At 43.4% G+C, this 25,273-nt stretch carries 21 protein-coding genes and 1 pseudogene; 4 read left to right on the forward strand and 18 right to left on the reverse strand.

Annotated features, from left to right (window positions below):
- Window positions 1-69: 69 nt before the first annotated feature.
- The 11 genes and pseudogenes from NSU16_RS17960 to NSU16_RS18010 all read right to left on the reverse strand — a co-directional run bounded on the left by NSU16_RS17960 (window position 70) and on the right by NSU16_RS18010 (window position 8,102).
- Window positions 70-573, reverse strand: coding sequence for a hypothetical protein (locus NSU16_RS17960; RefSeq protein ID WP_019715954.1), 504 nt, complete (start codon window positions 571-573; stop codon window positions 70-72).
- A gap of 20 nt (window positions 574-593) precedes the next feature.
- Window positions 594-2,327 carry a T7SS effector LXG polymorphic toxin gene (locus tag NSU16_RS17965; protein ID WP_339191671.1) on the reverse strand — a complete coding sequence of 578 codons (1,734 nt, stop codon included), beginning with the start codon at window positions 2,325-2,327 and terminating at the stop codon, window positions 594-596.
- An 18-nt stretch (window positions 2,328-2,345) separates the two neighbouring features.
- Window positions 2,346-2,606 (reverse strand): YwqI/YxiC family protein, encoded by a 261-nt coding sequence (locus NSU16_RS17970; protein ID WP_339191672.1) that lies wholly within the window; start codon window positions 2,604-2,606, stop codon window positions 2,346-2,348.
- A gap of 9 nt (window positions 2,607-2,615) precedes the next feature.
- Window positions 2,616-3,038, reverse strand: coding sequence for a DUF5082 family protein (locus tag NSU16_RS17975; protein WP_010332155.1), 423 nt, complete (start codon window positions 3,036-3,038; stop codon window positions 2,616-2,618).
- 280 nt (window positions 3,039-3,318) lie between these two features.
- The gene (locus NSU16_RS17980; RefSeq protein WP_339192732.1) at window positions 3,319-3,525 is read right to left on the reverse strand and encodes a hypothetical protein; all 207 of its coding nucleotides are present in this window, start codon (window positions 3,523-3,525) and stop codon (window positions 3,319-3,321) included.
- 99 nt (window positions 3,526-3,624) lie between these two features.
- Window positions 3,625-3,860 (reverse strand): annotated as a pseudogene (locus NSU16_RS17985) (DUF1963 domain-containing protein); the annotation flags it as partial.
- A gap of 105 nt (window positions 3,861-3,965) precedes the next feature.
- Window positions 3,966-5,288: a UDP-glucose/GDP-mannose dehydrogenase family protein gene (locus tag NSU16_RS17990; protein ID WP_339191673.1), complete on the reverse strand. Its 1,323-nt coding sequence runs from the start codon at window positions 5,286-5,288 to the stop codon at window positions 3,966-3,968.
- A gap of 181 nt (window positions 5,289-5,469) precedes the next feature.
- Window positions 5,470-6,234, reverse strand: coding sequence for a tyrosine-protein phosphatase (locus tag NSU16_RS17995; protein WP_339191674.1), 765 nt, complete (start codon window positions 6,232-6,234; stop codon window positions 5,470-5,472).
- A 53-nt stretch (window positions 6,235-6,287) separates the two neighbouring features.
- Window positions 6,288-7,001 (reverse strand): CpsD/CapB family tyrosine-protein kinase, encoded by a 714-nt coding sequence (locus tag NSU16_RS18000; protein WP_229149792.1) that lies wholly within the window; start codon window positions 6,999-7,001, stop codon window positions 6,288-6,290.
- A complete protein-coding gene (locus tag NSU16_RS18005) occupies window positions 6,991-7,737 on the reverse strand; it encodes a YveK family protein (RefSeq protein WP_010332160.1) in 747 nt (248 codons plus the stop codon). The genes NSU16_RS18000 and NSU16_RS18005 overlap by 11 nt, the downstream gene beginning before the upstream one ends.
- Before the next feature lie 221 nt (window positions 7,738-7,958).
- Window positions 7,959-8,102 carry a hypothetical protein gene (locus NSU16_RS18010; protein ID WP_010332161.1) on the reverse strand — a complete coding sequence of 48 codons (144 nt, stop codon included), beginning with the start codon at window positions 8,100-8,102 and terminating at the stop codon, window positions 7,959-7,961.
- Window positions 8,103-8,305: 203 nt separating this feature from the next.
- On the opposite strand from NSU16_RS18010, the gene NSU16_RS18015 reads away from it, so the two are divergent.
- Together NSU16_RS18015 and NSU16_RS18020 are read left to right on the forward strand one after the other, a co-directional pair.
- On the forward strand, window positions 8,306-9,916 hold the full coding sequence (locus NSU16_RS18015) for an SWIM zinc finger family protein (protein WP_268448163.1): 1,611 nt from the start codon (window positions 8,306-8,308) through the stop codon (window positions 9,914-9,916).
- Entirely contained in the window at window positions 9,903-12,677 is a 2,775-nt protein-coding gene (locus tag NSU16_RS18020; protein ID WP_268448162.1) for a DEAD/DEAH box helicase, read from the forward strand. The genes NSU16_RS18015 and NSU16_RS18020 overlap by 14 nt, the downstream gene beginning before the upstream one ends.
- Before the next feature lie 122 nt (window positions 12,678-12,799).
- Here the strand turns inward: NSU16_RS18020 and NSU16_RS18025 are convergent, their stop codons facing one another.
- The 4 genes from NSU16_RS18025 to NSU16_RS18040 form a co-directional block, all read right to left on the reverse strand.
- The gene (locus NSU16_RS18025) at window positions 12,800-13,657 is read right to left on the reverse strand and encodes a Cof-type HAD-IIB family hydrolase (protein ID WP_326218506.1); all 858 of its coding nucleotides are present in this window, start codon (window positions 13,655-13,657) and stop codon (window positions 12,800-12,802) included.
- Window positions 13,658-13,662: 5 nt separating this feature from the next.
- The gene (locus tag NSU16_RS18030; protein ID WP_168748938.1) at window positions 13,663-14,439 is read right to left on the reverse strand and encodes a DeoR/GlpR family DNA-binding transcription regulator; all 777 of its coding nucleotides are present in this window, start codon (window positions 14,437-14,439) and stop codon (window positions 13,663-13,665) included.
- 226 nt (window positions 14,440-14,665) lie between these two features.
- Window positions 14,666-15,007 carry a single-stranded DNA-binding protein SsbB gene (gene ssbB, locus NSU16_RS18035; protein WP_010332166.1) on the reverse strand — a complete coding sequence of 114 codons (342 nt, stop codon included), beginning with the start codon at window positions 15,005-15,007 and terminating at the stop codon, window positions 14,666-14,668.
- Window positions 15,008-15,084: 77 nt separating this feature from the next.
- On the reverse strand, window positions 15,085-15,468 hold the full coding sequence (locus NSU16_RS18040) for a hypothetical protein (RefSeq protein WP_010332167.1): 384 nt from the start codon (window positions 15,466-15,468) through the stop codon (window positions 15,085-15,087).
- A gap of 173 nt (window positions 15,469-15,641) precedes the next feature.
- Between NSU16_RS18040 and NSU16_RS18045 the strand changes: the two genes are divergently transcribed.
- Both NSU16_RS18045 and blaOXA read left to right on the forward strand, forming a co-directional pair.
- Window positions 15,642-16,052, forward strand: a complete 411-nt coding sequence (locus NSU16_RS18045; protein WP_010332168.1) for a YwpF-like family protein — start codon at window positions 15,642-15,644, stop codon at window positions 16,050-16,052.
- A 53-nt stretch (window positions 16,053-16,105) separates the two neighbouring features.
- Window positions 16,106-16,909: a class D beta-lactamase gene (gene blaOXA / locus NSU16_RS18050; protein WP_339191675.1), complete on the forward strand. Its 804-nt coding sequence runs from the start codon at window positions 16,106-16,108 to the stop codon at window positions 16,907-16,909.
- Between the two features lie 81 nt (window positions 16,910-16,990).
- Here the strand turns inward: blaOXA and NSU16_RS18055 are convergent, their stop codons facing one another.
- The 3 genes from NSU16_RS18055 to NSU16_RS18065 all read right to left on the reverse strand — a co-directional run bounded on the left by NSU16_RS18055 (window position 16,991) and on the right by NSU16_RS18065 (window position 25,137).
- Window positions 16,991-17,650 (reverse strand): class A sortase, encoded by a 660-nt coding sequence (locus tag NSU16_RS18055; RefSeq protein ID WP_268504464.1) that lies wholly within the window; start codon window positions 17,648-17,650, stop codon window positions 16,991-16,993.
- Between the two features lie 94 nt (window positions 17,651-17,744).
- The gene (locus NSU16_RS18060; RefSeq protein ID WP_339191676.1) at window positions 17,745-23,726 is read right to left on the reverse strand and encodes a SpaA isopeptide-forming pilin-related protein; all 5,982 of its coding nucleotides are present in this window, start codon (window positions 23,724-23,726) and stop codon (window positions 17,745-17,747) included.
- A gap of 334 nt (window positions 23,727-24,060) precedes the next feature.
- Window positions 24,061-25,137, reverse strand: a complete 1,077-nt coding sequence (locus tag NSU16_RS18065; RefSeq protein WP_268504460.1) for a response regulator — start codon at window positions 25,135-25,137, stop codon at window positions 24,061-24,063.
- Window positions 25,138-25,273: the final 136 nt, after the last annotated feature.

Genomic DNA, 25,273 nt, shown 5'->3' on the forward strand with positions numbered 1-25,273 from the left:
ATGTTTCTTGCTCTCAAAGTAAAAACTAAAAAAGCAGGTACAGTATAACTACCTGCTTTTTAGTTAAATTTAATTACCAAAGTTAATTTCTTTTACAAGAATAGCTTCGTTTCCGTACTCTTCAATATCGGCCTTTAGCCAACTGCTTTCCTTTTCTCTATATTTATAAAATCTAATTGTCGCAAAACCTTCATCAATACTTATAATCACAACAAATTTATGTTCAGGAAATTTTTCTTTTAAATGATGTTCCCAACCATCCACTACCTGAAGCGCATAAAGTAAAATCTCTTCACCGGACAAATCACTGTAGTCTAAATAATCGTTTATGCGAAGCTCATTACACGATGCTTCATACCCCGTTTTATCCCCATACATTTTTAAAATTCTATTCCAATTTATAGTTGGATTATCAGGTAACTCATACTCTAGATCTAGAATAAAGCAATCGTCTACTTTAACTATATTAGGTGAAATAATATCCTTTAAATTAGATAGGTCAACTTTATTTGTATTGCTCAGATCTTCAAGTCGTTCTTTTAGTCTTTTCATATTTTTATTTGTATATTCCATATATAATCTACACTCCTATACTAAAATACAGGATCCTCACCTAAAAATTTCAATCCCTTATTTATAGCTTTCTGAACACTTTTGTCTTTAAGTACTTTTTGAATTTTGCTAGGTGCATCTTCACCTGTTTTTTGGTCATAAAACTTTTTTGTTTCAACATCAAAGTACCATTTTTTATTATTTGGCTCATGATAGTGAATTTGACCTTCTCTTTGCCCTGGATTTGGGTTTTCAATATCTATTCTTTCTGTCTTCCCATTTTGCCATGTTGTCTTACTTGCAATTTGAGTTCCATTTTGACCGAAAAGCTTCTTACTATTCCCGCTACCACTACTAGCCATCTTCATAATTCCAAGATCTTTCACAGCTGTCTTTTCCACATCGATACGGACTGTCGGGAATCCGAATGTAAAGCCATTCGTTGTTACTGGGCGTTCTGCGTACACGCGGACGTTTGTCGGGACTTTGAATTGTTTTACTTTTTCTAGTGTTTTGTTTGCCTTTTGGACTTTTGAATGGGTTGCAAGCGGTATGCCTTTGTCTATATGTTTCGCCAAAGCACCGGCTCCAACGAGGCTTAATGCCGCTTCCAGCGCGCCCGTCTTCCGCTTCTCCTCAGACACTTTGTTTCCAAACATATCTCTGCCTGTCACGGCTTCAGAGAATCCGTTTGACGCAACAAGGCCGTATGCGCCCATTTCTGACATTTTGAGAATGTCTAAGGATTTGCCGGTTTTGTAGGCATCCAAAGCGTGTTCAGCCGCGATAGCCGCTTTTCCGGTTTTGTAGATGGCTTTTCCGCCTTTGAAGGCGCGGCCTGCCCAGCCGACGACCGGTATGAATCCGGCTGCAGCCATTGCTCCTGCTGTCACACGTTCTGCGGCAGAGAGTTTTTCTCCGGTAACCGGGTCAACGCCTTCCGTCGCTCTTTTATAATCATAATAGCCGGAGACTTCACCAGTAAAGGTGCAAATCCCGTCCCATGTTTTTTCGTACCACGGTTTGTTCGCTTCTTCTTCCGCTTTTTCCTGAAGCCGTCTTGCTTCGGCTTGCTGGGCTTTTGCGTCAATATAGGTTGTTCCCTGTTTTTCAACATCAATCACGCTTTTGTAAACTTCATTGCTGTGGAAGGCTTTTTTATCATAGTACATAGGGGATGCGCTTTTTCCATTGCTGGTGGCCTGCATAAGAACAGAATATTTGGTGAGCACTGCGTTGTCCAAAGATTCTAAATTTTGATATTCAGTGGTCAGGGATTCATCAAGGTTATCGACTGCCGTGATCGTGTCACGCCTGATTTTTTGGGCATCGCCCATCTTATCCGCGTAATTATCAAGCGAGTACATATCGAGATCAATAACATCGCTGATGCCTGACAAAATAGAATCAATTTCTGCTTTATGAGCGGAGACAATTTCCGAGGCTTTTAAATCTCCGTTGGGCAGCTCATGATCCAAAAAAGAAGTTTCCACATATGAATCATTCAGTTCTTGATCTTTAATATCTCCTGAAATGCCGTTCAAAAACGCAATTTGAGCAGAGACAAGCGTCAGCCAGCTGTCGACGATTTCCGCCTGTCCCTGAAAGAAGTCCTTAATATTGTCCGCGCCTTTTCCTTTAAAACTGTCACCTAAATCAGCAACTTCCTGAAACGCCTTTTTTAGCGTGTTCAGCTGCTCTTCCAGCGTCTCATATTGCTTTTTTCTATTTTTCGCTTCATCGATTAAAGAATGTGATTCAAATACTTTACTCATCGCACTGCCCTTTCTCTTCTATTTTACTGCGATCGCCTCATCCTGCTCTTTCAGTGAATCAACATTATCCTTCGTATCCTCGATATTTTTCTGTACCGCTTTTTTATAATCTCCGAGCATGGTTTTGATGTTCTCCTCACGCTCATGATATCTCTTCGTATAATCGAGGCTGTTTTTTCCGTTGGATCCTGCGGCGCCGATTGATACGTCAGCAAGCGCATCTTTGACAGACTCTAATGTTTTGATGACTGTGTCGTACTTCAGCTTAATTTCTGACATAAAAAAAGATCACCACCATTTTAGTTTACTAATTTGTCTTCCTGCTTCTTCTACGAAATCTTCTCCTTTAGCAAGAAGGTCGCCTGCGGCATTCGCTGCACTTTTTGTCAAATTCAGCTCAAATTTCTCTGTCTCAAGCCAGAATATTTTGCTTTGAATCGAAGCCATATACTCGTTATATTTATCATTCACAATCTTAGAAGCTTCCGATTTCGCCTCTTCTCTTCCCTTGTCGAAATCATCAGCTTTTGTTCCCGTCCAATGCTTGCCTAATTCCGGTTTCACAATTTCTTTGATTTCAGTGATTGCCTCTTCTTGCAGTGTGTCTATGTCCTTTTTTGCTTTTTTCAGCTTTTCGATCTTGTCTTCCACGTCGGAAATTTTTCCGTTGAGCGAACTTTTGATATCCGCTAGCATACTTTCATAACCCATCTGTATCACCTCTTAATACTCAAAAAGTCGTATGGAGGGGCTGATGAAGATAGACTTTTCCATACTTTATTTCCATATATTATATTTTAAAATAGCAAGAAGGCGGCTTAAATAGGGTAAAATGCTTAATTTAAGCTTGTAACGCTCTGAATACGGAGGTCTAAAGTCTCTTTTTTGTTCGTTATCAGATCAATGCGAGCGCTTTTTATGTTGAGAAATTCTAAAGTCGTAGTTAGAAAGACACTTGAAAGAGGCAGATTTTGATGATTTGTTCTTTTCCTTATGTGGTAAAATCTTGTAAGATTAAAAGGTGAAACCGAGGGATGACAATGAGTTTTTTCAGTCCGATGATGTTATTTTTCGTGGTTTTTCCTTTTCTGTCCTTCTTTGTATTTGGAATGGCAGGCACTTTATTGTTTAGAAAACACGGCCTTTGGTCAATGCCTCTTACAGTGCTCTGCTTATTGGTCATATTTATGTTCAGCATTGACTCGGCAACGCCTGATTTTGTTGTGTGGCTTATTTCATTTCCGCTTCTGACCCTATTGGCGGCAGGGGTGACCCTTTGGATCAAAAGCTTGTATGAGCTGCAGTCCCAATTGTACAGAACGTTTGAAAAGTCTTTTCCCCTTAAATCATCAGGTGTGATGAAAAAATTTGCGATGCCGACGTCTCCCTACAACAAATCAATATCATCGTCTGAATCAATTTGTAAAAGCATGATGGGATGTTCTTTATACACGTATTCCAACCGAATGAATCAAAGAATTCAACTGTCCCTATGCTAGCGTATTGCTCAAACTGTAAATCTGTAGGCAGCACCCTCTAGTTTCAAACAATAGGTAAACCTTAGCGAATATATCCATCGTATACAATAAAAGATGGATACAAAAAAAGACCGGCATCCCGCCAGTCTTTCCTTTACATCTATGACATTGCACCTGCCGGAACAACCGCTTTCCGGCCTACAGAATAGTATTCCACTCCGGCGGCAGCAGCCTCTTCTAATGAATAGCAATTTCGGCCGTCGAAAATCAGCGGCTGCTCCATCAAATCTTGATAATCTGCTAATGGAAATTGTTTAATCTCATCCCAGTCCGTTAAAATCATGACGGCGTCTGATCCCTTAACGGCTTCCGCCATCGTTTTTTTGTATTCAACAGCCTGCGGCAATATATGCTTCGCATGGCTGACGGCAATGGGATCGAAGGCTTTGATATGGGCGTCTAGTGCGGCGAGGCGGTTAGCAATGACAATCGACGGCGCGTCTCTCATATCGTCCGTGTTCGGTTTAAATGACAGCCCTAAAAGGGTGATCGTTTTTCCCGTCACTCCGCCAAGCCTGTTCAGCGCTTTATCAACCAGCATCGCCTGCTGATTGTTGTTGACCTTGATGACCGATTTCAGCAGCTCAAAATCATGCTCGACATTGCCCGCAATTTGCACAAGGGCGTTTGTGTCCTTTGGGAAACAAGAACCGCCGTAGCCAATGCCCGCTTTTAAAAATTGGCTCCCGATCCGCTTATCCTGTCCCATGCCGTATGCGACAGATTCAATATCAGCGCCGACCTTTTCACATATATTCGAAATTTCATTTATAAAACTGATTTTAGTAGCCAGAAAGGCATTTGAGGCATATTTGATCATCTCGGCGCTTCTGATATCCGTTTGGTAAATCGGGATATCGAGCGGATGAAAGAGCTCTTCAAGCGTTCTGGCGGTGTCCTGATCGGCTGTTCCGATCACAATCCTGTCTCCATGAAACGTGTCATGGATGGCTGACCCTTCACGTAAAAATTCCGGATTGGATGCGATCGATATGCTGACAGGCTCCGCAAGATGTTTTGTAATCAGATCGTAAATCCAATCATTTGTTCCGACAGGCACTGTGCTTTTTGTTACGACGATCGTATCTCGCGTCACGTGCCGGGCAATACGCTTGGCCACATCTGTAATATGCTCCAGGTTCGCATGCCCGTCGTTCTTTTGGGGTGTGCCGACCGCTATAAAAATAATCTCTGCCTGGTCTAAGCCTTTCTCGTAGCTCGTTTCAAAGCTCAGCCGCCCATCAGCTATATTTTTTCTCATCAGCTCTTCAAGACCCGGTTCAAATATGGGGGAAATCCCTTTTCTCATTTCTTCAATCTTTTGAGCGTTAATATCAATGCAAGTTACATGATGGCCAATCTCAGAAAGAGAAACACCTGTCACAAGACCGACATAGCCTGTTCCGATGACTGTTATATTCATGGTTTCCCTCCAACAGTTAAATTGCTGCTTTACAGCTTCCGTATTATCGTATGAGAACATCCTGACATGAATGCGGATGATCTCCCGGAATCAACCTGTACAGATTTCTGAAATATGATTCAATCATACAATATACTATTATATCGTTCTCACAAAGAAAGTGGTGAATGAGAATTGCAGATCAAAAGAGCCCGAATCGTTTTTTTCTTTTGACCGGCTGCGGTGCCTGCCTGTAAATCGCTTGATTTTGCAGTAGAAGCTCAGCATTTTCTGTGAGCATATAAGAATATTCCGTACCGAATTCTTTCTCAAGAACACGGAGTGCCTCCTGATAGCGAAAATCTCTTGTTTTCAGATTATGACCATCTGAAGCTAAGAAATGTATCAGATTGGCTTCAGCCAGCCGCAGCGAAAATGCTTTCATCTGTTTCCCGAAAACTCCTGCGAGGCTTCCGGTTGTCAACTGAGATGCCGCTCCTTTTTCTATAAGATGATACAGCAAGGACGGATTTTCGCGGATTTCGCTATTGCGTTCGGGATGCGCGATAACCGGAATGTATCCTTTCAGCTGCAAATCATAAAAAAGCTGCTCGGCATATCGCGGTACATGATCAAACGGAAACTCAATCAAGATATATTTCGTGTCATTCAGTGACAGCAGCCGGCCCTCAGCCAATTCCCGTTTCAAGTCCCCGTAAATTCTGATTTCCTGTCCCGGCAGTACGGTGAGCGGGATCTCCTCTTTCATTAAACGTTTGTTTAACAGGTCTGCCGCTTCTCTGACAGCGGTTTGCTCGTTTTCATATGAACCATTCTTATGATGCGGGGTTGCAATGATGGTTCTGATTCCTTCACGAACAGCCGCCCTTGCCATTTCGATGCTGTCTGCCAGGCTCCTTGCCCCGTCATCCATTGACGGAAGGATGTGGCAGTGAATATCAATCATTTCTAAGCCTCCTTTTTTCGCAAAAAATAAATAACGGGCAGCATGCACGTTATTTATTTTTGTATGAAATTGTCTTCCCTTCCGTAGTAGCCGTAATCAGAGTGCTTCGAGCGCTTCTTGCCGTTCATAATGGCTCCGAGGAGCTTGCTGTTGCACGAATCGAGCGCCTCTTTTGCTTTTGCGGCTTTTTCTTTTTCCGTCTTCCCGCTTGAAACAACCAAAACGGAACCGTCTGCAACGTTCCCTAAAATTTGCGCGTCTGCTACAGGGAGAATAGGCGGCGTATCGAAAATCACCATATCATAGGCCGCACACGCTTCCTCCGAAAGCTCTTCCATCCACTTGGAGGAAAGCAGCTCGGCCGGATTCGGCGGGATCGGGCCACTCGTCAGCACATCAAGATTTTGTTCCTTAGACGTTTGCACAGCCTGCTTCAGTGAGTATTTTTTCAGTAAAACGGATGTTAAGCCTGTCATATTTTCTAGTTGAAAGGTGGTATGTACTGTAGGTTTCCGCAAATCTGCATCGATGAGCAAAACCTTTTTTCCCTGCTGTGCAAATACGACAGCAAGGTTAGCAGCTGTGGTAGACTTTCCTTCTCCAGGGCATGCCGAAGTAATCATTACTGATTTCATTTGGCGATCCACTGAAGAAAATTCTATATTTGTTCGAATCGTTCGATATTGTTCTGAATTCAAGGATTTCGGCTCTGTCAGCGCAATGACATTTTTGCGACTCCATGAGCCCTTGCTTTTTCTAAGCGCCAAAATGTCCACTCCCCGCTTTATCAGATTGAATGCCTTTTAAGCTCTTTTCTGTTTTCTGTTCATTGGCAATGGTGGAAACCGTTCCCAATACCGGTATGTCCAGCAATGTTTCGAGCTGCTCTTCCGATTTGATCGTATTATCCAAATGCTCAAGCAGAAAGGCCAGTCCGATGCTTCCTGCCAATCCTGCCGCAAACGCGATGGCGATGTTCAGCAGCGGTTTTGGCGATACAGGCGACGGATGGTCAGAAACCTCAGCTTTTGACAGAATGCTTACGTTGTCAACATTCATAATCGAAGTGATTTTGTCTTTAAAGACAGATGCGACAGTGTTGGCAATGTGAGCCGCTGTTTCCGCGCTCCCGTCTCTGACAGAAATATTGACCACTTGGGAATCCTGCTCACTGGAAACAGTAATTTTTTCATTCAGTTCTTGTGAAGTCATCGACAAGCCCATCTCTTTAATCACTTCGTCTAAAATAGCAGGGCTCTTAATGATGACGTTATACGTATTGATTAATTGAAGATTGGTTTGGACATCGTTAAATTGGACTTCTTTTTGGTCGTTTTTCGATTGATTGACCAAGATCTGAGTTGACTTTTCATAGATGGGTGTAAGTGCGAAGAAACTGATGAATCCGCCGGCAGCAGTCGCAGCTGCGGTTACAATCATAATCAAAAGTATGCGTTTTCTTAACGTTGATAATATGTCTTTTAAACTAATAGATTCTCCCATGATACCTCCAAATCAGCTTAAACATCCTTTTCCATACGATTATACAACGTTAAAACAGCATTTCTCCATCTTTTCACGTGACAATATTCGACAAAAATTTACAAAAACAGTTTTCAGCCTCTATTATGTAAGCGTTCTATTTATTGTCTTGCCAGAGCTGAATCTTTTTCTCCTTCCGGTCATAAATCAGAAAAAAACCCCGCCAAAAAACAGCGGGATTTTTATGTTGCATATCCATTTTTAATATGAGAAATCAAATTTTCAAGCATTTCCTTAGTGGTCATCTCGGATGACTGCTCACCAATATCATGTGCATGCATCAAAATTTTCAGAAATTCTTCTTGATTCAATTTCTTTTCACTCATCATTTTATTCCTTTCAGCTTCCATTAAGTTGAAAACACGATTATTATATGATGCCGGCTCTCGTTTTGCAATCTCTAATACATCATTCGACACATCCCATTTTTTATGTCCTATTTTAGGAAAAACTTTTTCATGCCGTTGTGTTGCGATATAATAGAGAAATTGGATCTTTTTATTACGTGACTCGGTTAGGAGCGATAATCATGCTTCAGAATATGATTTCTAAAGACGATGTGCTGGCATCGGCTGAACAATTAAAAGAGCTTCTTCCTTACAGCGAGGAAAATGTTCAGCTGATCAAAAAAGCCCTTATTTTATATCGGCAGGATTCAGTCTATCGTTTACAAGCAGTGAGTCCGACGGAAGTTACGGCTTACGTGCAGGATGTTGTGCCTGTGCGGGTCACATTGAACTTATTTGTCATAGCCAAAAGCGGCTGTTCATGTCCGTCTGGGAGAATCTGCCGCCATAAGCTGGCTGTTTTTTTATATGTATATGCAATGTTTGAACGAGTGGGAACTTTTACAGAGCACTGGCTGGAGAGGGAAAAGCTTGAAGAAAGCAAAGAGCTCGTCCGGCGACAATTCCAAGAGAAGGTGCTGCCTAATGAAGAGTCGCTTTCAAGCTGGCTTGCTTTTTTCGATTCAGAGTTTTCTCTTTGGCAGGCACGCACGCCTGAAGGCAGCCAAAACATGCAGGGCCTCTATTACGGCTATCTGTCTGCTCTGAAAAAGCATGCCCCAATCAAGCCGGAGCTGAAAAGTCTATATCAGATTCATTCAGCGATCGCGGTGTGGCTTCGCATGTTTACATTGATTGAAGAAGGAAAACTGGACCCCGAGCGCGATTTTTATTCCCTCAATCCTTATGTTGAACAGCTGATGGATACGATCTACAGCTCAATTGATAAATTAAAGACGTACGCACTGTCGTTTGCACTCGATCCTTTTCTGGAGAAAACGCCAGATGTCATTCGGAATCTCTTACTGAAGGAGGATATTTTTCAATATGAACGCATCCGCATTTTCGGTGAAATTTGGAGCGCGCTGTTGCCGCGGCCGAAATGGGTGGCGCGTGAGCAAGAGATCCTGCAAAAAGAAGCTGGGCGGCGGTTTTCTCCTGAGTTGCAATTCGGGCGTCTGCATATGGAATTTTTGCAGAAACATGATGATGCGATTTTTGCGGAAACCGACCAATTCCCTCCGGAAGCGCTGCCGTATACGTTCCAATGGCTGAGTGAAATCACCGCGAAAAAGGATTGGAGACGGCTCAAGGCATGGTACCTCCGTATTGAATCGATTGCGATTGGTTATACGAAGCTGGATAAGCCGTTCAAAGAAATTCGCGACGTAATTGGCGAGCTGTTCCTTCTGCTGAACGCGTATGTGAAGCAAACCAATGACCATGCACTGTTTGAACGCTATGCAGCAGGCTGTCTGCCGTATACTTTCACAGAATACAGCCATCATTTGTATGAGAAAAAGCGTTATGCCGAGTGGATCGAAATCCACAGTCTTGTTGGCTTTTCCATCTATGAAATAGATAAAACGATGCTCAAAGAAATTGCGGCGAGCGATCCCGAGGCCCTTATACCCGCTTACCACAGAGAAGTGGCCTTTTTCATCGACCAGAAAAACCGCAGCTCTTACAAGGAAGCGGCCCGGTATTTGAAAAAACTGCGGACGCTCTACAAAAAAGCGAAAAAACTGAAGGTATGGGAACGCTATATTCAGCAGCTGAGCTCACATTACAAGCGCCTGCGCGCCCTTCAAGAAGAACTGCAGAAAGGAAAGTTGATTGATGGCGAGTCTTAAAGAAATACTTATTCACGTCGAACAAATGGAAGACGGGTCATTCACGCTCTCAGCCTTTGATGAGAATGAGCAGCCCCTTCCCTACAGCCACATGAAAAAGCATTTGTTTCAATGGCACGAATCCTCATTTTACGGAACCTTCCTTGAGGATGTCAGCTTCATCGGGACAACCGCGGTTTTGCTTTCTCCATGGATGACTGTAGAGCTTCTCGGCAAGAACTCGTTCAACTCATTCAGCTCCGTGCAGCTCACAGAAGAAACGGAACCGCTGATTGAGGCAGCGTCCACCATTTACGAATTTATCGCGGACGGCGATTTCCTGCCTGACTACGAAGCATGGACAAACGGTGTTTTTCGCTGGAAGGATCGGGACAGCATACTGGATGGCTTTACTGCGGAATGGTTTTCAGCCGCGGTGCAGGATTATATTCAATATGACGACGAACTGCGTGAGAAATGGGAAAATATCAAAGAGAAATCACCTGCGGTCACAACATTTCGTGGACATTTTCTGGATGAAGAGGATTTTCTCGAAGGCATCGGCTGGGTTGACGATCAAACCCCGTTTACGGTCGGCCTCCGCTTGAACGAACCAGACTTTGACGGCGATGATTGGAAAATCGAAATGTTTTTACGCGATAAAAAGAGCGGCGCGGTTGTATTTTTTGATGGGCTGAAGAGCCTCAAAAAATCGTGGCAGGCCTACAGCGATAAAATCGCACGGGAGCAGGACCGCTTTCATAGAACGGTTCCGTGGCTGTCATTTGATTCCGGCACCACGCTGATTTCAGAGGAAGAAGCCTGGATTTTCCTGTCAGAGGCAAGTGAGACACTTGTCGATATGGGCGTTGAAATTCTTCTGCCATCCTGGTGGCAGATTGTCAGAGACAGCAGCATGATGCTTAAAGCAAAGGTGTCTTCCGCCCCGCGCGGCGAGTCCTTTGTCGGCATGAATGCGCTGCTTGATTTTAACTGGCGGTTTGCGACAAACGGCATTGAGCTGACAGAGGATGAATTTAACGAGCTTGTCGCGAGCAACAGGCGCCTTGTCAATATTCGCGGGCAATGGGTGAAAATAGATCCTCAGTTTATCAAACAGATGAAACGGCTGATGGAGAAAGCGGAATCAGAAGGGCTCCATATGTCTGATATTCTGGCACGCGAGCTGATGGATCAGCGGGAAGGCGGGCTTGAGGATTCAGACCTCATGGATACATCCGCTTTTGCCGGTATTCAATTCGACCTGTCAAAACAGCTCAGATCACTGATTCGAAAGCTGACAACTGCGGAAAATCTGCCGGAGCATGAGGTCAGCCCCTCCTTTCAAGGCACGCTCCGTCCGTATCAGAAATACGGCATGAATTGGCTGCTGTTTCTGCGGCAAAGCGGTTTTGGCGCCTGTCTGGCCGATGACATGGGACTTGGGAAAACCATTCAGATGATCGCCTATTTTCTTCATGTGAAGGAAAGCGGACGGCAAAACACGCCGAATCTGATCATCGCGCCGACATCCGTCCTCGGCAACTGGCAGCGGGAGCTTCAAACCTTTGCGCCCAATCTGTCGGTCGCTCTCCATTACGGCCCACGCCGTCCGAAGGGAGAAGACTTCACCGGCTATTATGATAACGCGGATGTTGTATTAACCTCCTACGGGCTGTCGCATGCCGATTCTGAAGAGCTTTCTACCGTGACATGGAGCACAATCTGCCTTGACGAAGCACAAAATATTAAAAACGCGCACACGAAGCAATCACGCGCAATCAGAAAGCTGAAGGGCATTCACCATATTGCGCTGAGCGGAACACCGATGGAAAACCGTTTGACTGAGCTATGGTCGATTTTCGACTTCATGAATAAAGGCTATCTCGGCAGTCTGACTGGTTTCCATAAACGCTATGTATTGCCGATCGAAAAGGACCGGGACGAAAAAAGAATCGGACAGCTTCAGCAATTAATCCGGCCGTTTTTGCTGCGGCGGACAAAACGGGATGAGGACGTCGCATTAAACCTTCCCGACAAGCTGGAGCAAAAAGAGTTTATTCCGCTGTCAGCCGAACAGGCGTCTCTCTATGAGCAGCTGGTGAAAGACACTTTTGAACATATGACGTCACTGACAGGCATGCAGCGAAAAGCACTGATCCTCAGCATGCTCGGACGGCTTAAACAAATATGCGATCATCCCGCGCTTTATTTGAAGGAAGACCAAACCGAGCTGCTGGCCGGAAGATCAGTCAAGCTTGAAAAATTGCTTGAGCTGATGACTGCGATCCGCGCCCAAAACGAAAGCTGTCTCATTTTTACGCAATATATTCAAATGGGGAACATGATGAAGCGATTGCTTGAAAAAACCTTCGGCGAACCTGTACAGTTTTTGAACGGGAGTCTTTCTAAGCAAGACCGCGATACACTCGTTGAGAAATTTCAAAAGAAAGAATACCCGACACTGATTCTATCGCTGAAAGCGGGCGGAACCGGACTCAATCTGACAGCCGCCAATCACGTCATTCATTATGACAGATGGTGGAATCCGGCTGTTGAAAACCAAGCCACTGACCGGGCATACCGCATCGGGCAGGAGCGATTTGTCCATGTTCATAAAATGATTACAACAGGAACAATTGAAGAAAAAATTGATATGATGCTTGAAACAAAGCAAACACTGAATGACCAAATTATCCAAAGCGAAAACTGGATTACCGAGCTGTCCACAGATGAGCTCGAAGAATTATTCACATTAAGCGCCTCAGCGCAGGCACAATAACCACAAAAAAGCTGGCTCCTAAAAAGAGCCAGCTTTTTTCCGTTCATAGCCGTCACGCCGAACTTCACAGAATCCGTTACGCCGGTTATGTTCAGGATGCACTTTTTTTCGAAAAATAAACCTTACAGCAAATGCCGAATCATATGGGCAACGCCGTGTTCATCATTGGTCAGGGTTACAGCGCCGGCTATCGCTTTGATGTCCTCCCGCGCATTGCCCATCGCTACACCTTTTCCGGCAGCTTCCAGCATGGATTTGTCATTTAAGCTGTCGCCCACGGCTGCTGTTTCATTCATTGGGATGTTAAGCCGCTTTGCCAGTCTTTCCAGCGCCTGCCCCTTGGATGCTTTTTTGGAGGATAACTCAAAGTTATGATCAGCAGAGCTGACAAGTGTCAGATCTTTATCATGCTGGTATCTCTGCCAGCCGGCCTCCAGCTTTTCTTTGAAGAAAGAAAAGCCAAGAATGTTGTAAAAATCAATCTGTTTATCCTCCTCAAAGAGCTCTTGAAACGTGTCGATATAGGCGAAGCCCGATTGACTGTATTGCACCTCGGCTGCCTGTATCAGAACAGAAAGATCAGCCTCTGGATTCGCACTTTTGACCCGGTCAAGCTCAACGTCAAGGAGCTGCCTGCCGTTTTGCTGCGTGTAAATGGCTGAGTCTGTAAAAACCTCGTAATAATAGTTTTCTGACTCGAGCCATGAGAGAATGTCATACGCCCGTTTTTTATCGATTGTTTCCGAATGAAAAAGCCTGCCGTCAGGGTCGTGAATGACGGCGCCGTTCGCACTGATGACCCACGTTTTGATCCCGAGCGGTTGAAAAATGGACACGACATCAAAATAAGCGCGTCCCGTTGATACAACAACCTCAATCCCGTCCTGCTGTGCCTGCCGCAGAGCATTTTCATTTTCTGTGCTTACTTGATGTTTGCTGTTCAGCAAGGTTCCGTCTAAGTCAATCGCAATCAATTTCACGTTGATCAGCCCTTTCTTTCATCTTGCTCTGTCACGAGAAGTTCGACGCCATTAAGATCTAGCAAGTCGCAAAACGCCTGATCAGGCAGCCGGTCTGTGATTAAGAGATCAATTTCACTCAGCTCAGCGTACTGATAAAAACCGGTGCTTCCCAGCTTTGAATAATCCGCAAGGGCGATCACCTGCTTCGCCTGCTGAATCATTTTTCGCTTCACTAGCCCATCTTCTTCATGCGCGATCGTAATGCCGTGTTCAGAAATGCCGACAACACCGATCAGCGCTTTATCGACGTGATAGCTTGAAAGCTTTTCAATCACAGAGGCGCCGTACAAAAAACGGTGCTCCTTTTCAAGCTTGCCTCCGAGAAGATAGATCTCGATACCACCTTTGTCTGAGAGCACTTCCGCTAGATTAATGGAGTTGGTGATAACCGTGCAGTCATCTGCATTTAAGTGCTTAGCGCACGCCTGAACGGTTGTAGACGCATCTAAAATAACCCGGTCGCCATTTTGGATCAGCGATGCTGCGAGTTTGCCAATCTTATTTTTTTCCTCGGACACTGTTTTCAGCCGGCCGGAATACCCTTGGATTTTCTGATGCACAGACGGCAGAATGGCGCCGCCTCTTGTGCGGATAATGGCATTCTGTTCCTCCAGCTTCACAAGATCCCGCCTTGCTGTATCTCTGGACACCTGAAGGAGCGTACAGATCTGCTCCGTTGTAATGCGGTTATGCTCTTTTAGATAATCCACAATCGCTACTAATCTTTCTTCTTGGTACACGCCCTCATTCCTTTTTATATGTCGTTATCTTTAAGTGATTATAAGTTTTTACATATTAACAATCAATATTTTTAAGTGAAATTAAGTAAAAATGCATCGTAAGAACCAATTTTTCCTAGAGTAAACAGAAAGAAAAAACCAGTCTGGTCGACTGGTCAATTCAGAGGGGGTGATGCGAAGATAAGTAATCGTGAATGGAATATAAAGCGGGAGGAGCAGGGGTATGTCAATCGGCAGCTTTTTCCCGAGGTTTAGGATCCATAAAACGAACAGTGTCAGCCATCACTTCAGTTACATACACTTTGACACCTTCCGCATTTTCATAGCTCCTTGTCTGAATCCTTCCGCTTAGGCCGACGAGAGAGCCTTTTTGGCAATATAACGCCGTGTTTTCAGCCGTTTTTCTCCAAAGCGTGCAATTGACGTAATCCGCTTCAATATCCCCCGAAGCATTTTTGAAGCTGCGGTTAACCGCGATCGTAATGTGTGTGACTGCCGCGCCTGCGGAAGTGTATCGAAGCTCAGGGTCTTTTGTTAACCGTCCGACAAGCATGACCTGATTGAACATTGCGATTCCTCCTCTCCTTGCGGTTACACGTATTGTAGACGATGCATCGAGAAAAGAAAAACGCCTAAAATTGAATATCAGCCTCTGTTTTTATCTTTCGTTTTCATTTTTCCCTCAGCTAAAAACAGCTTATGTTTTTTCCCTCTAAAGAAATATGTATTTTTTAAAAACCGGAAAAACAATTTAGATGTCAGCCAATGCTGCGTATTCATACAGACATAAGAAGAGCCGTCCCATGCAAACCATTGAAAGCTGAGCTTCTTTTCCGGCAGCGACAGCTGGATTTTGTACTGTTCCATCCCATCATAAGTTTCGTATAAAAAAATCATCCTCTCTTTCCTATAGAGATGAACCTCAAAAATATCTTTACGGCTTAACATATAAACTTCGCTCGTTGGAACCAAAGGCTGATCCGCCCGAGTGCCGTCAATATAAATTTCCTTTAAATGAAATCGATTCATACACACCTCTCCGTAATCCATAGTCAGTTACAGTATAATGAAAAAATAGAAATTATTAAATGTTGTACCTAACAAAATAAATTGCCCCCAGCATTACAGCGTTTTCACGGAAAAATGAATATGTGTTATAATTCATTTTAAGAATTCTTTGTAAGTAAATGGGGTGAGATAAAATGAAAACCTTTAAACTGGTTGATCTGAACGTGGAACGAGTGGACAAGGAAGAAAAATCAATTGAACAGTTTCCCCTTATTGACGGACTGATTATCAATAAAGAAGACGGCGAAAATCACTGGCTGATTGAAGCGCTTGTTCCGAAGGAGCACATGTCTTTTTTTGACCAGCTTCAAAAAAAGCAAGCTGAGGTCAAAGTATTTGTGACGATTACGAAAAAAAGCAACCGCCCCGCCCAGCTGACTGCAGCTGTGAAGAACATTGCTGAACTCGAAGAAAGCATTTCGGTTTTAATTTACGGACAAATGGTGACAAGAAAACAGCAAGGCACTGAAACCATTCTGGAATCTCTTGTGAAAGAGGGCTATACAGGAGCGAAGCTGATCGAGGCGTTTAAACAGAAGATATAAAAGAGAGTGGAAATCATCCCCTCTCTTATTTTACATGTGCTGAGGTGATAGGTATGAGTAAGCGTAAAATTCAAACGGTTTTATTATCACTTATCGGCGCGGCTGTCCTTCTAACAACGAGTTTGCAAACACCTAGAGAAGCTGATGCTGCCGAGAAGAGGCCCAATCTAAGGAAGATGAATGTCGATGAATTCTTCACTGATCACGACGGAACTTTTATTTTACGTGATCTAAAAAACGAAAAAACATTCATCTATGACAATCAACGCGCGAAACAAAGATTTGCGCCGCAATCCACTTTTAAAGTCCCAAACGCGCTCATTGGATTACAAACAGGCGCCGTTAAAGATGAATATGACATCAAATACTGGGACGGTGTGAAACGTGAGCTCGATATCTGGAATCAGGATCACACGCTCGGATCTGCCATGAGATACTCTGTTGTTTGGTATTATCAAGCGATGGCACGAGACATCGGAGAAGATCGAATGAAGGAATGGATTGATAAAATAGCTTATGGCAATCAAGATATCAGCGGCGGCATTGACCAATTTTGGCTAAGCAGCACGCTTAAGATTTCTCCTCTGGAACAGACTGACTTTATGGAAGCCTTATACAAAGAAAAACTGCCATTTGATAAAAGCGTAATGAAAACGGTGAAGCGGATGATGATTCAGGAGGATGAAGATCATTATACCCTTTATGGAAAAACCGGTTCAGGTTCAGGCATCGGCTGGTATGCAGGCTTTGTCAAAACTGAAAACGGAGTGTATAGTTTCGTGACGAACATTGATGGTACCGGCACAGAAGCGAAAAGCATGACAATGGACATATTAAACAAATATATTCTGTATTAGAATAAAGCCTGCCTTTTATCACAAGGCAGGCTTTTTCATTCTCCTATAATCAAATGAAAAATAAATGGTCTACACACATCTTCACATTCCGCTACTCGATCTGTCATTTGTATGACCGACAATCTCAATCAATTTCCCTTTCACTGCGAGACGTCCTTCGGTTTCCACAGCTTTGTCGCATGTGATTAATGTGATTTCCTTTTCTTTTGTATCCTGAATCACAGCTGCATCTATTTCAGAAATATTTTTTATTGATGTCACAGAGTACATATAATCGTTTTTGAAATCTGTGATGACAATTTTGGCGCCTTTTTTTATGTTAGCCAGAGGTCCGAATAAAAGGCTCTTCCGCTTCAGGTGATGGCCTGCCAATGGATAGTTTCCCTCGCCCATTTTCTGATCCGGGCGCATTGTAGCCGCTCCGATCAACAGGTTTTCATTGGTGGTTCCTTTTAATATGGGGAGCTCCAGATCCACACTTTCAATGGTGATCCGGCCGATTATGGCCTTCGGTTCCCGATCGAAGCCCGCATTTATAGCTTCCTTTAGCGTGGGCGGCTGAATGGAATTGAAATCAAATTCTGCTTCTTTTTCATTATTTTCTTGCAGCTGCTTCACAGTCAATTCCGACTCATACTGGTTTTTGCTAAGGTAGGCGATGAGACTTCCTTTTATGAAAGGAGAAAAGATAAGCAGCAGGCCGGAAAGAATAAACACCGCTATGATTATCTTTTTATACATACTGTACATCCCTTTCTTTTGCGTCATGCTATGGGGTATGATCTGTTTTAAAAAAGCACCTGATCAGATCTTCAATGATCAGGTGCCATCACATTTAAGCCTTTCTTTGTCTCTTTCTAGAGACATGAGCCATAGCTCCGCCTGCTAAGAGCAGCATAATGCCGATCATAACCGGCACCGTACTGTCTGTATCACCGGTTTTTGGAAGGGAATTGTCTGTTTTGGTATGGCCAGCTGGATCATCGGCTTTTGGATGTGAATTGTCTGTTTTTACATGACCATCTGTGCCATCGGTTTTTGGATGCTGTCCATCTCCCTTCACATGTTTATCCGGTGTATCATTGCTCGGCGTTGGCGTTTTTAATTTCTGATTAGAAGCAACAATCTCAACAAGTTTTGACTGTCCTTTTTCTATTGTGAATTCGATTGGTGTTTCATCCAGTTTATAGCCATCGGGCGCCTTTGTTTCGATAAGCTGGTAGCGTCCCGGCGCAAGGCCTTTGATAGTGAAATGTCCATTTTGATTTGTTTTCCACAATTTAGGTAGATCTTTGCCGTAGCCGTCAGTTTTTACAGGCTTGCCGCTCGCGTCCAATAACTTGAATTCAGCACCCTCCAAAACGGCTTTTTTATCGTCTTGATCCACTTTTGTCAGTTTCACGTCACCTGGTGTCAGTATGTTCTCCGCGGTGATTTCGACTGGCTTTGTTTCAGTATTGGTGATCTTGAACGATATTGGCGTTTTATTCAAACTGTAATTCGCAGGTGCTTTTGTTTCGATAAACTGATATTCTCCCGCTTTGAGACCGTGTACGGTAATCTGTCCTTTGTCATCCGTGATGAGACCGGATTTCAAAACTTTGCCTTTGGCATCAGTCAGATTGAACTCCGCTCCTTGAAGAACTTTCTCTTTATCATGTTGATCCACTTTTGTAAGAACGACACGGTTCTCGATGTTGACAGCTGTTACTTCAACTTGTTCTGGTTGGCCGTCATGTTCAGCCTTAATGGTGAACGGCACCGGGCTTTCGGATAGGAGATATCCGTCTGGCGCCTGTTTTTCAACAAATTGATAGCTTCCCGGAGCCAAACCGTCAACCTCAATGTTGCCGCCTTCTTTTGAGACAAGGTCATCTCTTACTGTGTTTCCATTGTTGTCAACGATTTTGAAAATGGCACCGGCTACTCCTTTTTCATCTTGGTCTACTTTCGTTAACTGAACGGAGCCTTTATAGTTAATGGCTATCCCGGCATCAGCTGACTTTGGCTTTCCTTCTGCTGATTCGGAGATGGTGAACTCTTTTCTCTCAGTGTTCAGCACATATCCTTCAGGCGCTTTCGTTTCGACAAAGGCGTAGCGTCCAGGTACGAGACCTGAAGCTGTGATCTTTCCATCTTTATCCGAGGTCAGCTCTTCTTGAACCGTATTTCCTTTGTCATCGACAATCTTGAAGACGGCCCCTTCAAGTTTCTGCCCTTCAGCATCTTCCTTCACCAGCTGAACGGAGCCTTTATCGTTAACGGCTATCCCGGCATCAGTTAATTCCGGCTTTCCTTCTGCTGATTCAGAGATGGTAAACTCCTGTTTCTCAGTGTTTAATACATAACCCTCAGGCGCTTTCGTTTCGACAAAAGCGTAGCGTCCAGGTACAAGGCCTGAAGCTGTGACCTTTCCATCCTTATCTGAGGTCAACTCTTCTTGAACCGTATTTCCTTCGTCATCGACAATCTTGAAAACAGCCCCTTCAAGTTTCTGCCCTTTGGCATTTTCCTTCACCAGCTGCACAGAACCTTTATAGTTAACGGCTGCTCCGGCATCAGCTGACTCCGGCTTTCCTTCTGCTGATTCGGAGATGGTAAACTCTTGTTTCTCGGTGTTTAATACGTATCCCTTAGGCGCTTTTGTTTCGACAAAGGCGTAGCGTCCCGGCGCAAGGCCTGAAGCCTCTACTTTTCCGTCTTTATCCGACGTCAGCTCTTCTTGAACCGTAATTCCTTCGTCATCGATAATCTTGAAGACCGCTCCTTCGAGTTTCTGGCCTGCGGCATCTTCCTTCGTTAAATAGGCCCTTCCTTGATAATTGACCATTTCTCCTAATTCTACGTCAGACACCTGATTCTTATCATTCTTTGCGATTGAGAAATGAATCGCTTTTGTATTCACGATAAACCCGGCAGGAGCTTTCGTTTCGGTGAGTCGGTAATAGCCCGCCGGCAAACCATTCATTTCGATTTTTCCGTTTTTGTCGCTTTTGATATCCGTTTCTATCAAAGTATAGGTGCCGTTGCCCGCTTTTTTCTCCAGCTTGAAAACAGCACCAGCTAAAGGATTTTTTTGTTCGTCTTTTTTGATAAGCGTCACCTTGTTCTGTTGATTTACGACTTTGTACAGCGCTCCTGTCTTGGATGAGTTGCTGTCTATCTTAACAGAGACTCCTTTTGCATAAGCATCGCTGATGGTATATCCGTCAGGCGCTTTTACTTCTTTTAATACGTAAGAGCCGTAGCGAATATTTCCGAATGTAAGCTTACCATCGGTACCTGTTGTGCCGTTGCGCAGGAGCTGCTTGGCGTCTTCAGACCATAACTGAAACTCTGCTCCTCCAAGAGCTTTATCGTCCTCTCCTGTCTTTAAAATCGTCAGGCTTCCTTTTTCTCCTGATCCGGAACCGTCGCCGCTTGAAATGGCAACAAAGATCGAGCTGCTGTTTTCCTGAGTCTGCTCTTTCACATTTGTTCCTGAAATGGACACCTTATTTTTAACGTGGCCGTTCGTACCGGCTATATTAATCAGAGACCGGTATTTGATCACATAGGCACGGTCAATTTGCTTATAGCTGCCTATGAATTGCAGGACAAACGATTGTTCACCTGTTGTATTGTCGGTTTTGATGTCTACCGTGTAGTCTTTGTCTTTTTGAAGCTCGACATCGCCTGCGGTCAGATTTCCGCTGCTGTCTTTGACCACTCCGTTTTCATCATATTTTGCTTGATATACTTTAAAAGACGCTGCATCTAGTATTTGATTATCATCTGGCGTGTCAGTAACTTTCACGTCATCCAGCGTTGATTGGCTAGAGTTGACGTTGATATTCCAATCGATGTGGTTTCCATTTTGTTTGCCGCCTTTGAAAACCAGGTTTCCTCCGTTCACAACCGAAACAGAACCCGTCAACGTGCGGTCTGCATACCCGTCATTATGGTATGTTGCCTTGTTTGTGTACTGATTCTGGTCAATGACCTTTCCTTTGAGCGATGTCTTAAACTCAATCAGGTATGGCACAGAATCGCTCGTTTTAAGGTGTACTGTCAGAGTGCGTTCATTTTTTTCTGAAGGCTCTTCGACCTCATACTTTGAAGGATCAAGGACATCTCCTTCCGTGATGGAGCCGTTTTTATTGATCGTATAGCTCTTTACCACAACGGAACCCGGCACAAATTGCTGAGGATCTATTATGGCATCTTTTATATAAGAATTTTTTGTCGGTTCGCCATTATAATTGATGCCGACTTTCCAAGTGATTTCCTTTGAAACTGCGTTATATGAACCGTTTTTGAAACCATTATTTGAAGTCTGATGATTCGGTGTAAAACCGCTTGATACCTTATTTGTGCGGTCATTGCCGTATTGATCAGTCCATGTTGAATGTGCTGTATTCTTGACGCTTTCGTTAGAATAATCAGCATTGAATGTTGTTGTGTAAGTGATCTTAAACTGACTGTCTGTTTTTTTGTAATCCCCGATCAATGCCAAAGTAAAGCCTTTATTGTCGGGTTTTTTTGTCAATGTGTAGTCTTTGTCTTTCTGCAACGTTTTGTTGTTCGTTGTGTCTTGAATCTTGAACGATACATCAATCAGAACCAATCCGCCGCTTTCGAATTGGTCATCCAACGTCCAATTGTTCATCTCATATTTGTTTTTATTAATTGTAATCGTCCAATCAACCGTCTTCTTCTCATAATCAACGTTTGAATACCCTTTAATGAGGTTCTGCTGAATGGCTATTCCAGAAGCTTCTTTAGAATCCCCTGTTCCGGTCACCACGCTATTGGTGTATGTTGTCGATTTATCAATGATCACTCCGCTGTTGACCTTTGTTTGATATGTGATTTTGTAAGCGCTGGTAACGGTTTTATTAAATTTGATTTCAAAACCGCTTCCATTATCGATCAGCGTGTAATCCTCGCCTTCCTTTAAAGGCGTGCCCGCTTGCTCGCTGCCATTCTGTCCAAAGGTAATAGGAATAACCTTCAAGGAATCTTTTACGAGGTGCAAATCGCCAGTTCCAAAAGAATCCTTAATGCTGGCCTTGGATTGGTCGATCTGTTTCTCACCATAGTTGTATGAAAGAGCCCAGCTGAATGTTTGAGATTCTCCATCATATCCGGTCGATGATTTCGCGATCATTTTTCCATATTTGGCCGCAACAGTGGCTTCTGCAGAAATTGGTTCCAGATTGTCTCCGCTGAATGCCGCCTTGTTCGTCAGCGATATATTTCCGCCTTCACTCGGCTTTGCACTATTGTCAATGTCGGTTTCGTACACAAGGCGGTAGGCTGAATCAATTGTCCCATCAAATGTGACATTTCCTTTTGAATCAACGCTGTAGCCGGAAGAAACTTCATTTCCTTTGCTGACAGAACCATCAATGTTCACATTGAGTTCATATACTTTAACTGAACGGTAGGTTAAACCCTCTGGAAGGCTTTCCGTGAGTTTGGCATTCTTGACTTGATCCAACTTTTTATTGACATCGACCGTCCATGTTACTTTACCGGGGTTGATGCCTTTATCCAGTGCACCTGATTTATCAATGGTTTTACTCACATTTGGTTTAAAATAAACTGTTGTTTCAGGAGTATCAGAATTCACAGGGAATGGAATCTTCTGTGTTGTCGAACCCGTTATTTTTTTCTCATTGAACTGCGTATTGATAACCAATGTGCCTTTGACATTAGAACTTTCTTTTACCTCGCCGTTAAATGTCATCACCACATGTCCGTTCGTATCAATAGAAAATGTCCCGTATGTGGTGTCTCCGGCGCTTAACGGCAGGTTCACAATGTCATTATGCATAATAAATTCTTTAGGTAAATCAAATTCATATTTATCGCCGGCATTGATTGTTTTTCCAAAATCGTCAGGAATGGCCCAATCAATTGAAATTTTCACCGGAGAATTCGTATCGGCACGATTGCCCTTGTCATATGGCTTTCCGTTTTCGTCCGTCAATGTCACGCCGGTTAAAAGATTTTGCGTGATTTGTTTTTCTTCAGTTTGCAAACTTCTGAAAGCTGATTGACTTGAGGATGACACTTTATTTGAATCTTTATCCTTTGAGGAATCACCGCTCTTAGAGTCGGCTGACGGTTGCTGTTCTTCCTCTTTTTGATCCTTGCTGACTGGAGGTGCAGATTTGTCATCTGTCTCTTTCTGATCACCATCAGTATCAGAAGGGTCATTTTTTGGCTCTTCCTCCTCGGCATCTGGTGATTCAGCTTTCTTAACAGGAATGATCACCTGCTGGGTTTTGCCTCCCCCTAGATGAAAAAGGGCTGCTACTGTATGTTCATCGTCTTTTGCATCTGCAGTAAACGCGGCTGACAGTGTAATGGTCCCCTTGGCATTCGGAGAATCGGCGAATCCAGTTGTTAATTTTACCGTCATGGTGCTGCTGCCCGCCGGCACTTGATAGCTGCCGATGACCTGATCAGCAGATTTGATTTCACCTTCTGCACCTTTATCAAATGTAAAGTTTTTAGGGATCTCCACATTGATATCCTGTTCACTATCTGTTTCTACATCTTTTTTCAATGACCATTCATATGTCAGTGTCACTTCATCCCCCGGCGTTAATGCCGGTTCGTTTCCTTTTGATCCGTCTACAATCTGGTTCTTGCCGTCCTTGACAGTCACCGAATCGAAGAATTGGCTGTCACTTGACGTTACATCCACAGCCTGTGCGGTAAGAGTATAGCTGGCGATCTGACTGAAGAAGAAAAAGATGGCAAGGCTTATGATCATAACGATCCGCCCGCTTTTTTTCAGCCCTAAGGGAAAACTCCTCGTTCTCAACTTTTCATTCCTCCCTTTCATATCTATTTTTCACTTGCCGATTGATACACGAGACCATAAAACCATGTTCCATCCCCCACAATTAAACTACTAATGCCGAATGAGTTTTAAAACTAAGATTTGCCATCCGAACCAAACTACATTGTATGAAATGGAACTATACAATTTCTGTACAACAAAAAATCATGTATGATTCAAGTGAAATGGATATAATTGGAGATTCGGAGTTTCAGACATATGGCGAGGGCCTTCCCTTTAGGTGACATGTACAAAAAAACCAGTGTGCATCGAAAGGCAATCGACACTCACTGGTTTGGATAAGTTTTCTGCTTCTTTAATTAATCTGATCTTTCATTTGTTTGTAGCGCTGATATTCCTTTATCGCCTCTTCTACCTTCCCGTTTTTGTTAAATATCTGCATTTTGTATTGCATAATTTTATGATCGAAAGGTTCAATTTTCTCAACCTGCAGACAAATGTCCATCGCTTGACTGTAGTTCATTTCATGCATGAAAAAATCAATCAATTCATATGCCTTGCCGATCCACAGTTGGGCAAGACGCGTTTTTTCCGGTTCTGCCCACAAGTAGCCGTACTCCATAAAGTAATGGTTTTCGTATGACATTAACATATCCATGTGCTGGTGTAAGGTAGATGTATTAAGCGGCGGAGCCTCTTTTAGTGACCTTTCCCATTCAACAACATCAATTTTTACTCCTGAAAAACGAAGAATATACCCTGTTTCGGTTTTCTCGATTGATTGGCCGAAAGGAACCTGGCCGATTAATTTCCGAATTTGGTAAATGGTTGAGTAAAGCTGGGTGCTTGCTTTTGAAACATCATAGTTGGGCCAAAAAAGGTCGATTAACAGGTCTTTACTGACGACACGTCCTTGATTTTGAAGTAAAAAAGCATAGATTTCACGCGCCTTGGACGTTCTCCATTTGACCGGTATGTTTGTCTTGACACTATTTAAGGTTTGATAAAACTGCAGGCTTCCAAAACATTGAATGAAATAATGCGCCTCGGTATTTTCTGCAGGTGCCCTGAGCTTGTTATTCGTTCTGATACGTTCAACTGTTGTCTCAAGCCGCTTATAAATGACAGGCTTCAGCAAATAATCAATGGCATTCAGCTCAAACGCTTTGATAGCAAACTCATTATAAGCCGTGATAAAAACGACTTGGACATTTTCATTCTGCGCTTGAATCGCTTCAGCAAGCTCAATGCCATTAATTCCGGGCATTTCAATATCAAGAAACACCGCATCTATAGCAAGAATCGCCGCATGCTCCAGAGCTTCAATCGGATCTTGAAATGCCGTAATAGATTGAAAGGCGTTTGTCCGTTCAAGCATATTCTTAAAATGAAGCAATGCCAGATGCTCATCATCAACAATTAACGCGTTCAAAAACACATCCCACCCTATATGTAAAATCGAGATATTAGTAAATATCTTCTATTATATCATGCCAAATAGCCCCTTTAATTGGATTCTTTTTCTTTCTATTGTAGCTTTTGAAAGTTTACATTTACAATATTTATAA

The sequence above is a fragment of the Bacillus sp. FSL K6-1003 genome, assembly GCF_037964945.1.
Taxonomy (GTDB): Bacteria; Bacillota; Bacilli; order Bacillales; family Bacillaceae; genus Bacillus; species Bacillus mojavensis.

Coding starts and splice junctions, on each gene's coding strand:
- NSU16_RS17965 (WP_339191671.1), bottom strand. CDS start 2,327: ATGAGTAAAGTATTTGAATCACATTCTTTAATCGATGAAGCGAAAAAT.
- NSU16_RS18015 (WP_268448163.1), top strand. CDS start 8,306: ATGCTTCAGAATATGATTTCTAAAGACGATGTGCTGGCATCGGCTGAA.
- NSU16_RS17990 (WP_339191673.1), bottom strand. CDS start 5,288: ATGAATATAACAGTCATCGGAACAGGCTATGTCGGTCTTGTGACAGGT.
- blaOXA (WP_339191675.1), top strand. CDS start 16,106: ATGAGTAAGCGTAAAATTCAAACGGTTTTATTATCACTTATCGGCGCG.
- NSU16_RS18045 (WP_010332168.1), top strand. CDS start 15,642: ATGAAAACCTTTAAACTGGTTGATCTGAACGTGGAACGAGTGGACAAG.
- ssbB (WP_010332166.1), bottom strand. CDS start 15,007: ATGTTCAATCAGGTCATGCTTGTCGGACGGTTAACAAAAGACCCTGAG.
- NSU16_RS17960 (WP_019715954.1), bottom strand. CDS start 573: ATGGAATATACAAATAAAAATATGAAAAGACTAAAAGAACGACTTGAA.
- NSU16_RS18010 (WP_010332161.1), bottom strand. CDS start 8,102: ATGAGTGAAAAGAAATTGAATCAAGAAGAATTTCTGAAAATTTTGATG.
- NSU16_RS17980 (WP_339192732.1), bottom strand. CDS start 3,525: ATGCTGAACATAAATATGACCAATAAGCAGAGCACTGTAAGAGGCATT.
- NSU16_RS18040 (WP_010332167.1), bottom strand. CDS start 15,468: ATGAATCGATTTCATTTAAAGGAAATTTATATTGACGGCACTCGGGCG.
- NSU16_RS18055 (WP_268504464.1), bottom strand. CDS start 17,650: ATGTATAAAAAGATAATCATAGCGGTGTTTATTCTTTCCGGCCTGCTG.
- NSU16_RS17975 (WP_010332155.1), bottom strand. CDS start 3,038: ATGGGTTATGAAAGTATGCTAGCGGATATCAAAAGTTCGCTCAACGGA.
- NSU16_RS18005 (WP_010332160.1), bottom strand. CDS start 7,737: ATGGGAGAATCTATTAGTTTAAAAGACATATTATCAACGTTAAGAAAA.
- NSU16_RS18020 (WP_268448162.1), top strand. CDS start 9,903: ATGGCGAGTCTTAAAGAAATACTTATTCACGTCGAACAAATGGAAGAC.
- NSU16_RS17970 (WP_339191672.1), bottom strand. CDS start 2,606: ATGTCAGAAATTAAGCTGAAGTACGACACAGTCATCAAAACATTAGAG.
- NSU16_RS17995 (WP_339191674.1), bottom strand. CDS start 6,234: ATGATTGATATTCACTGCCACATCCTTCCGTCAATGGATGACGGGGCA.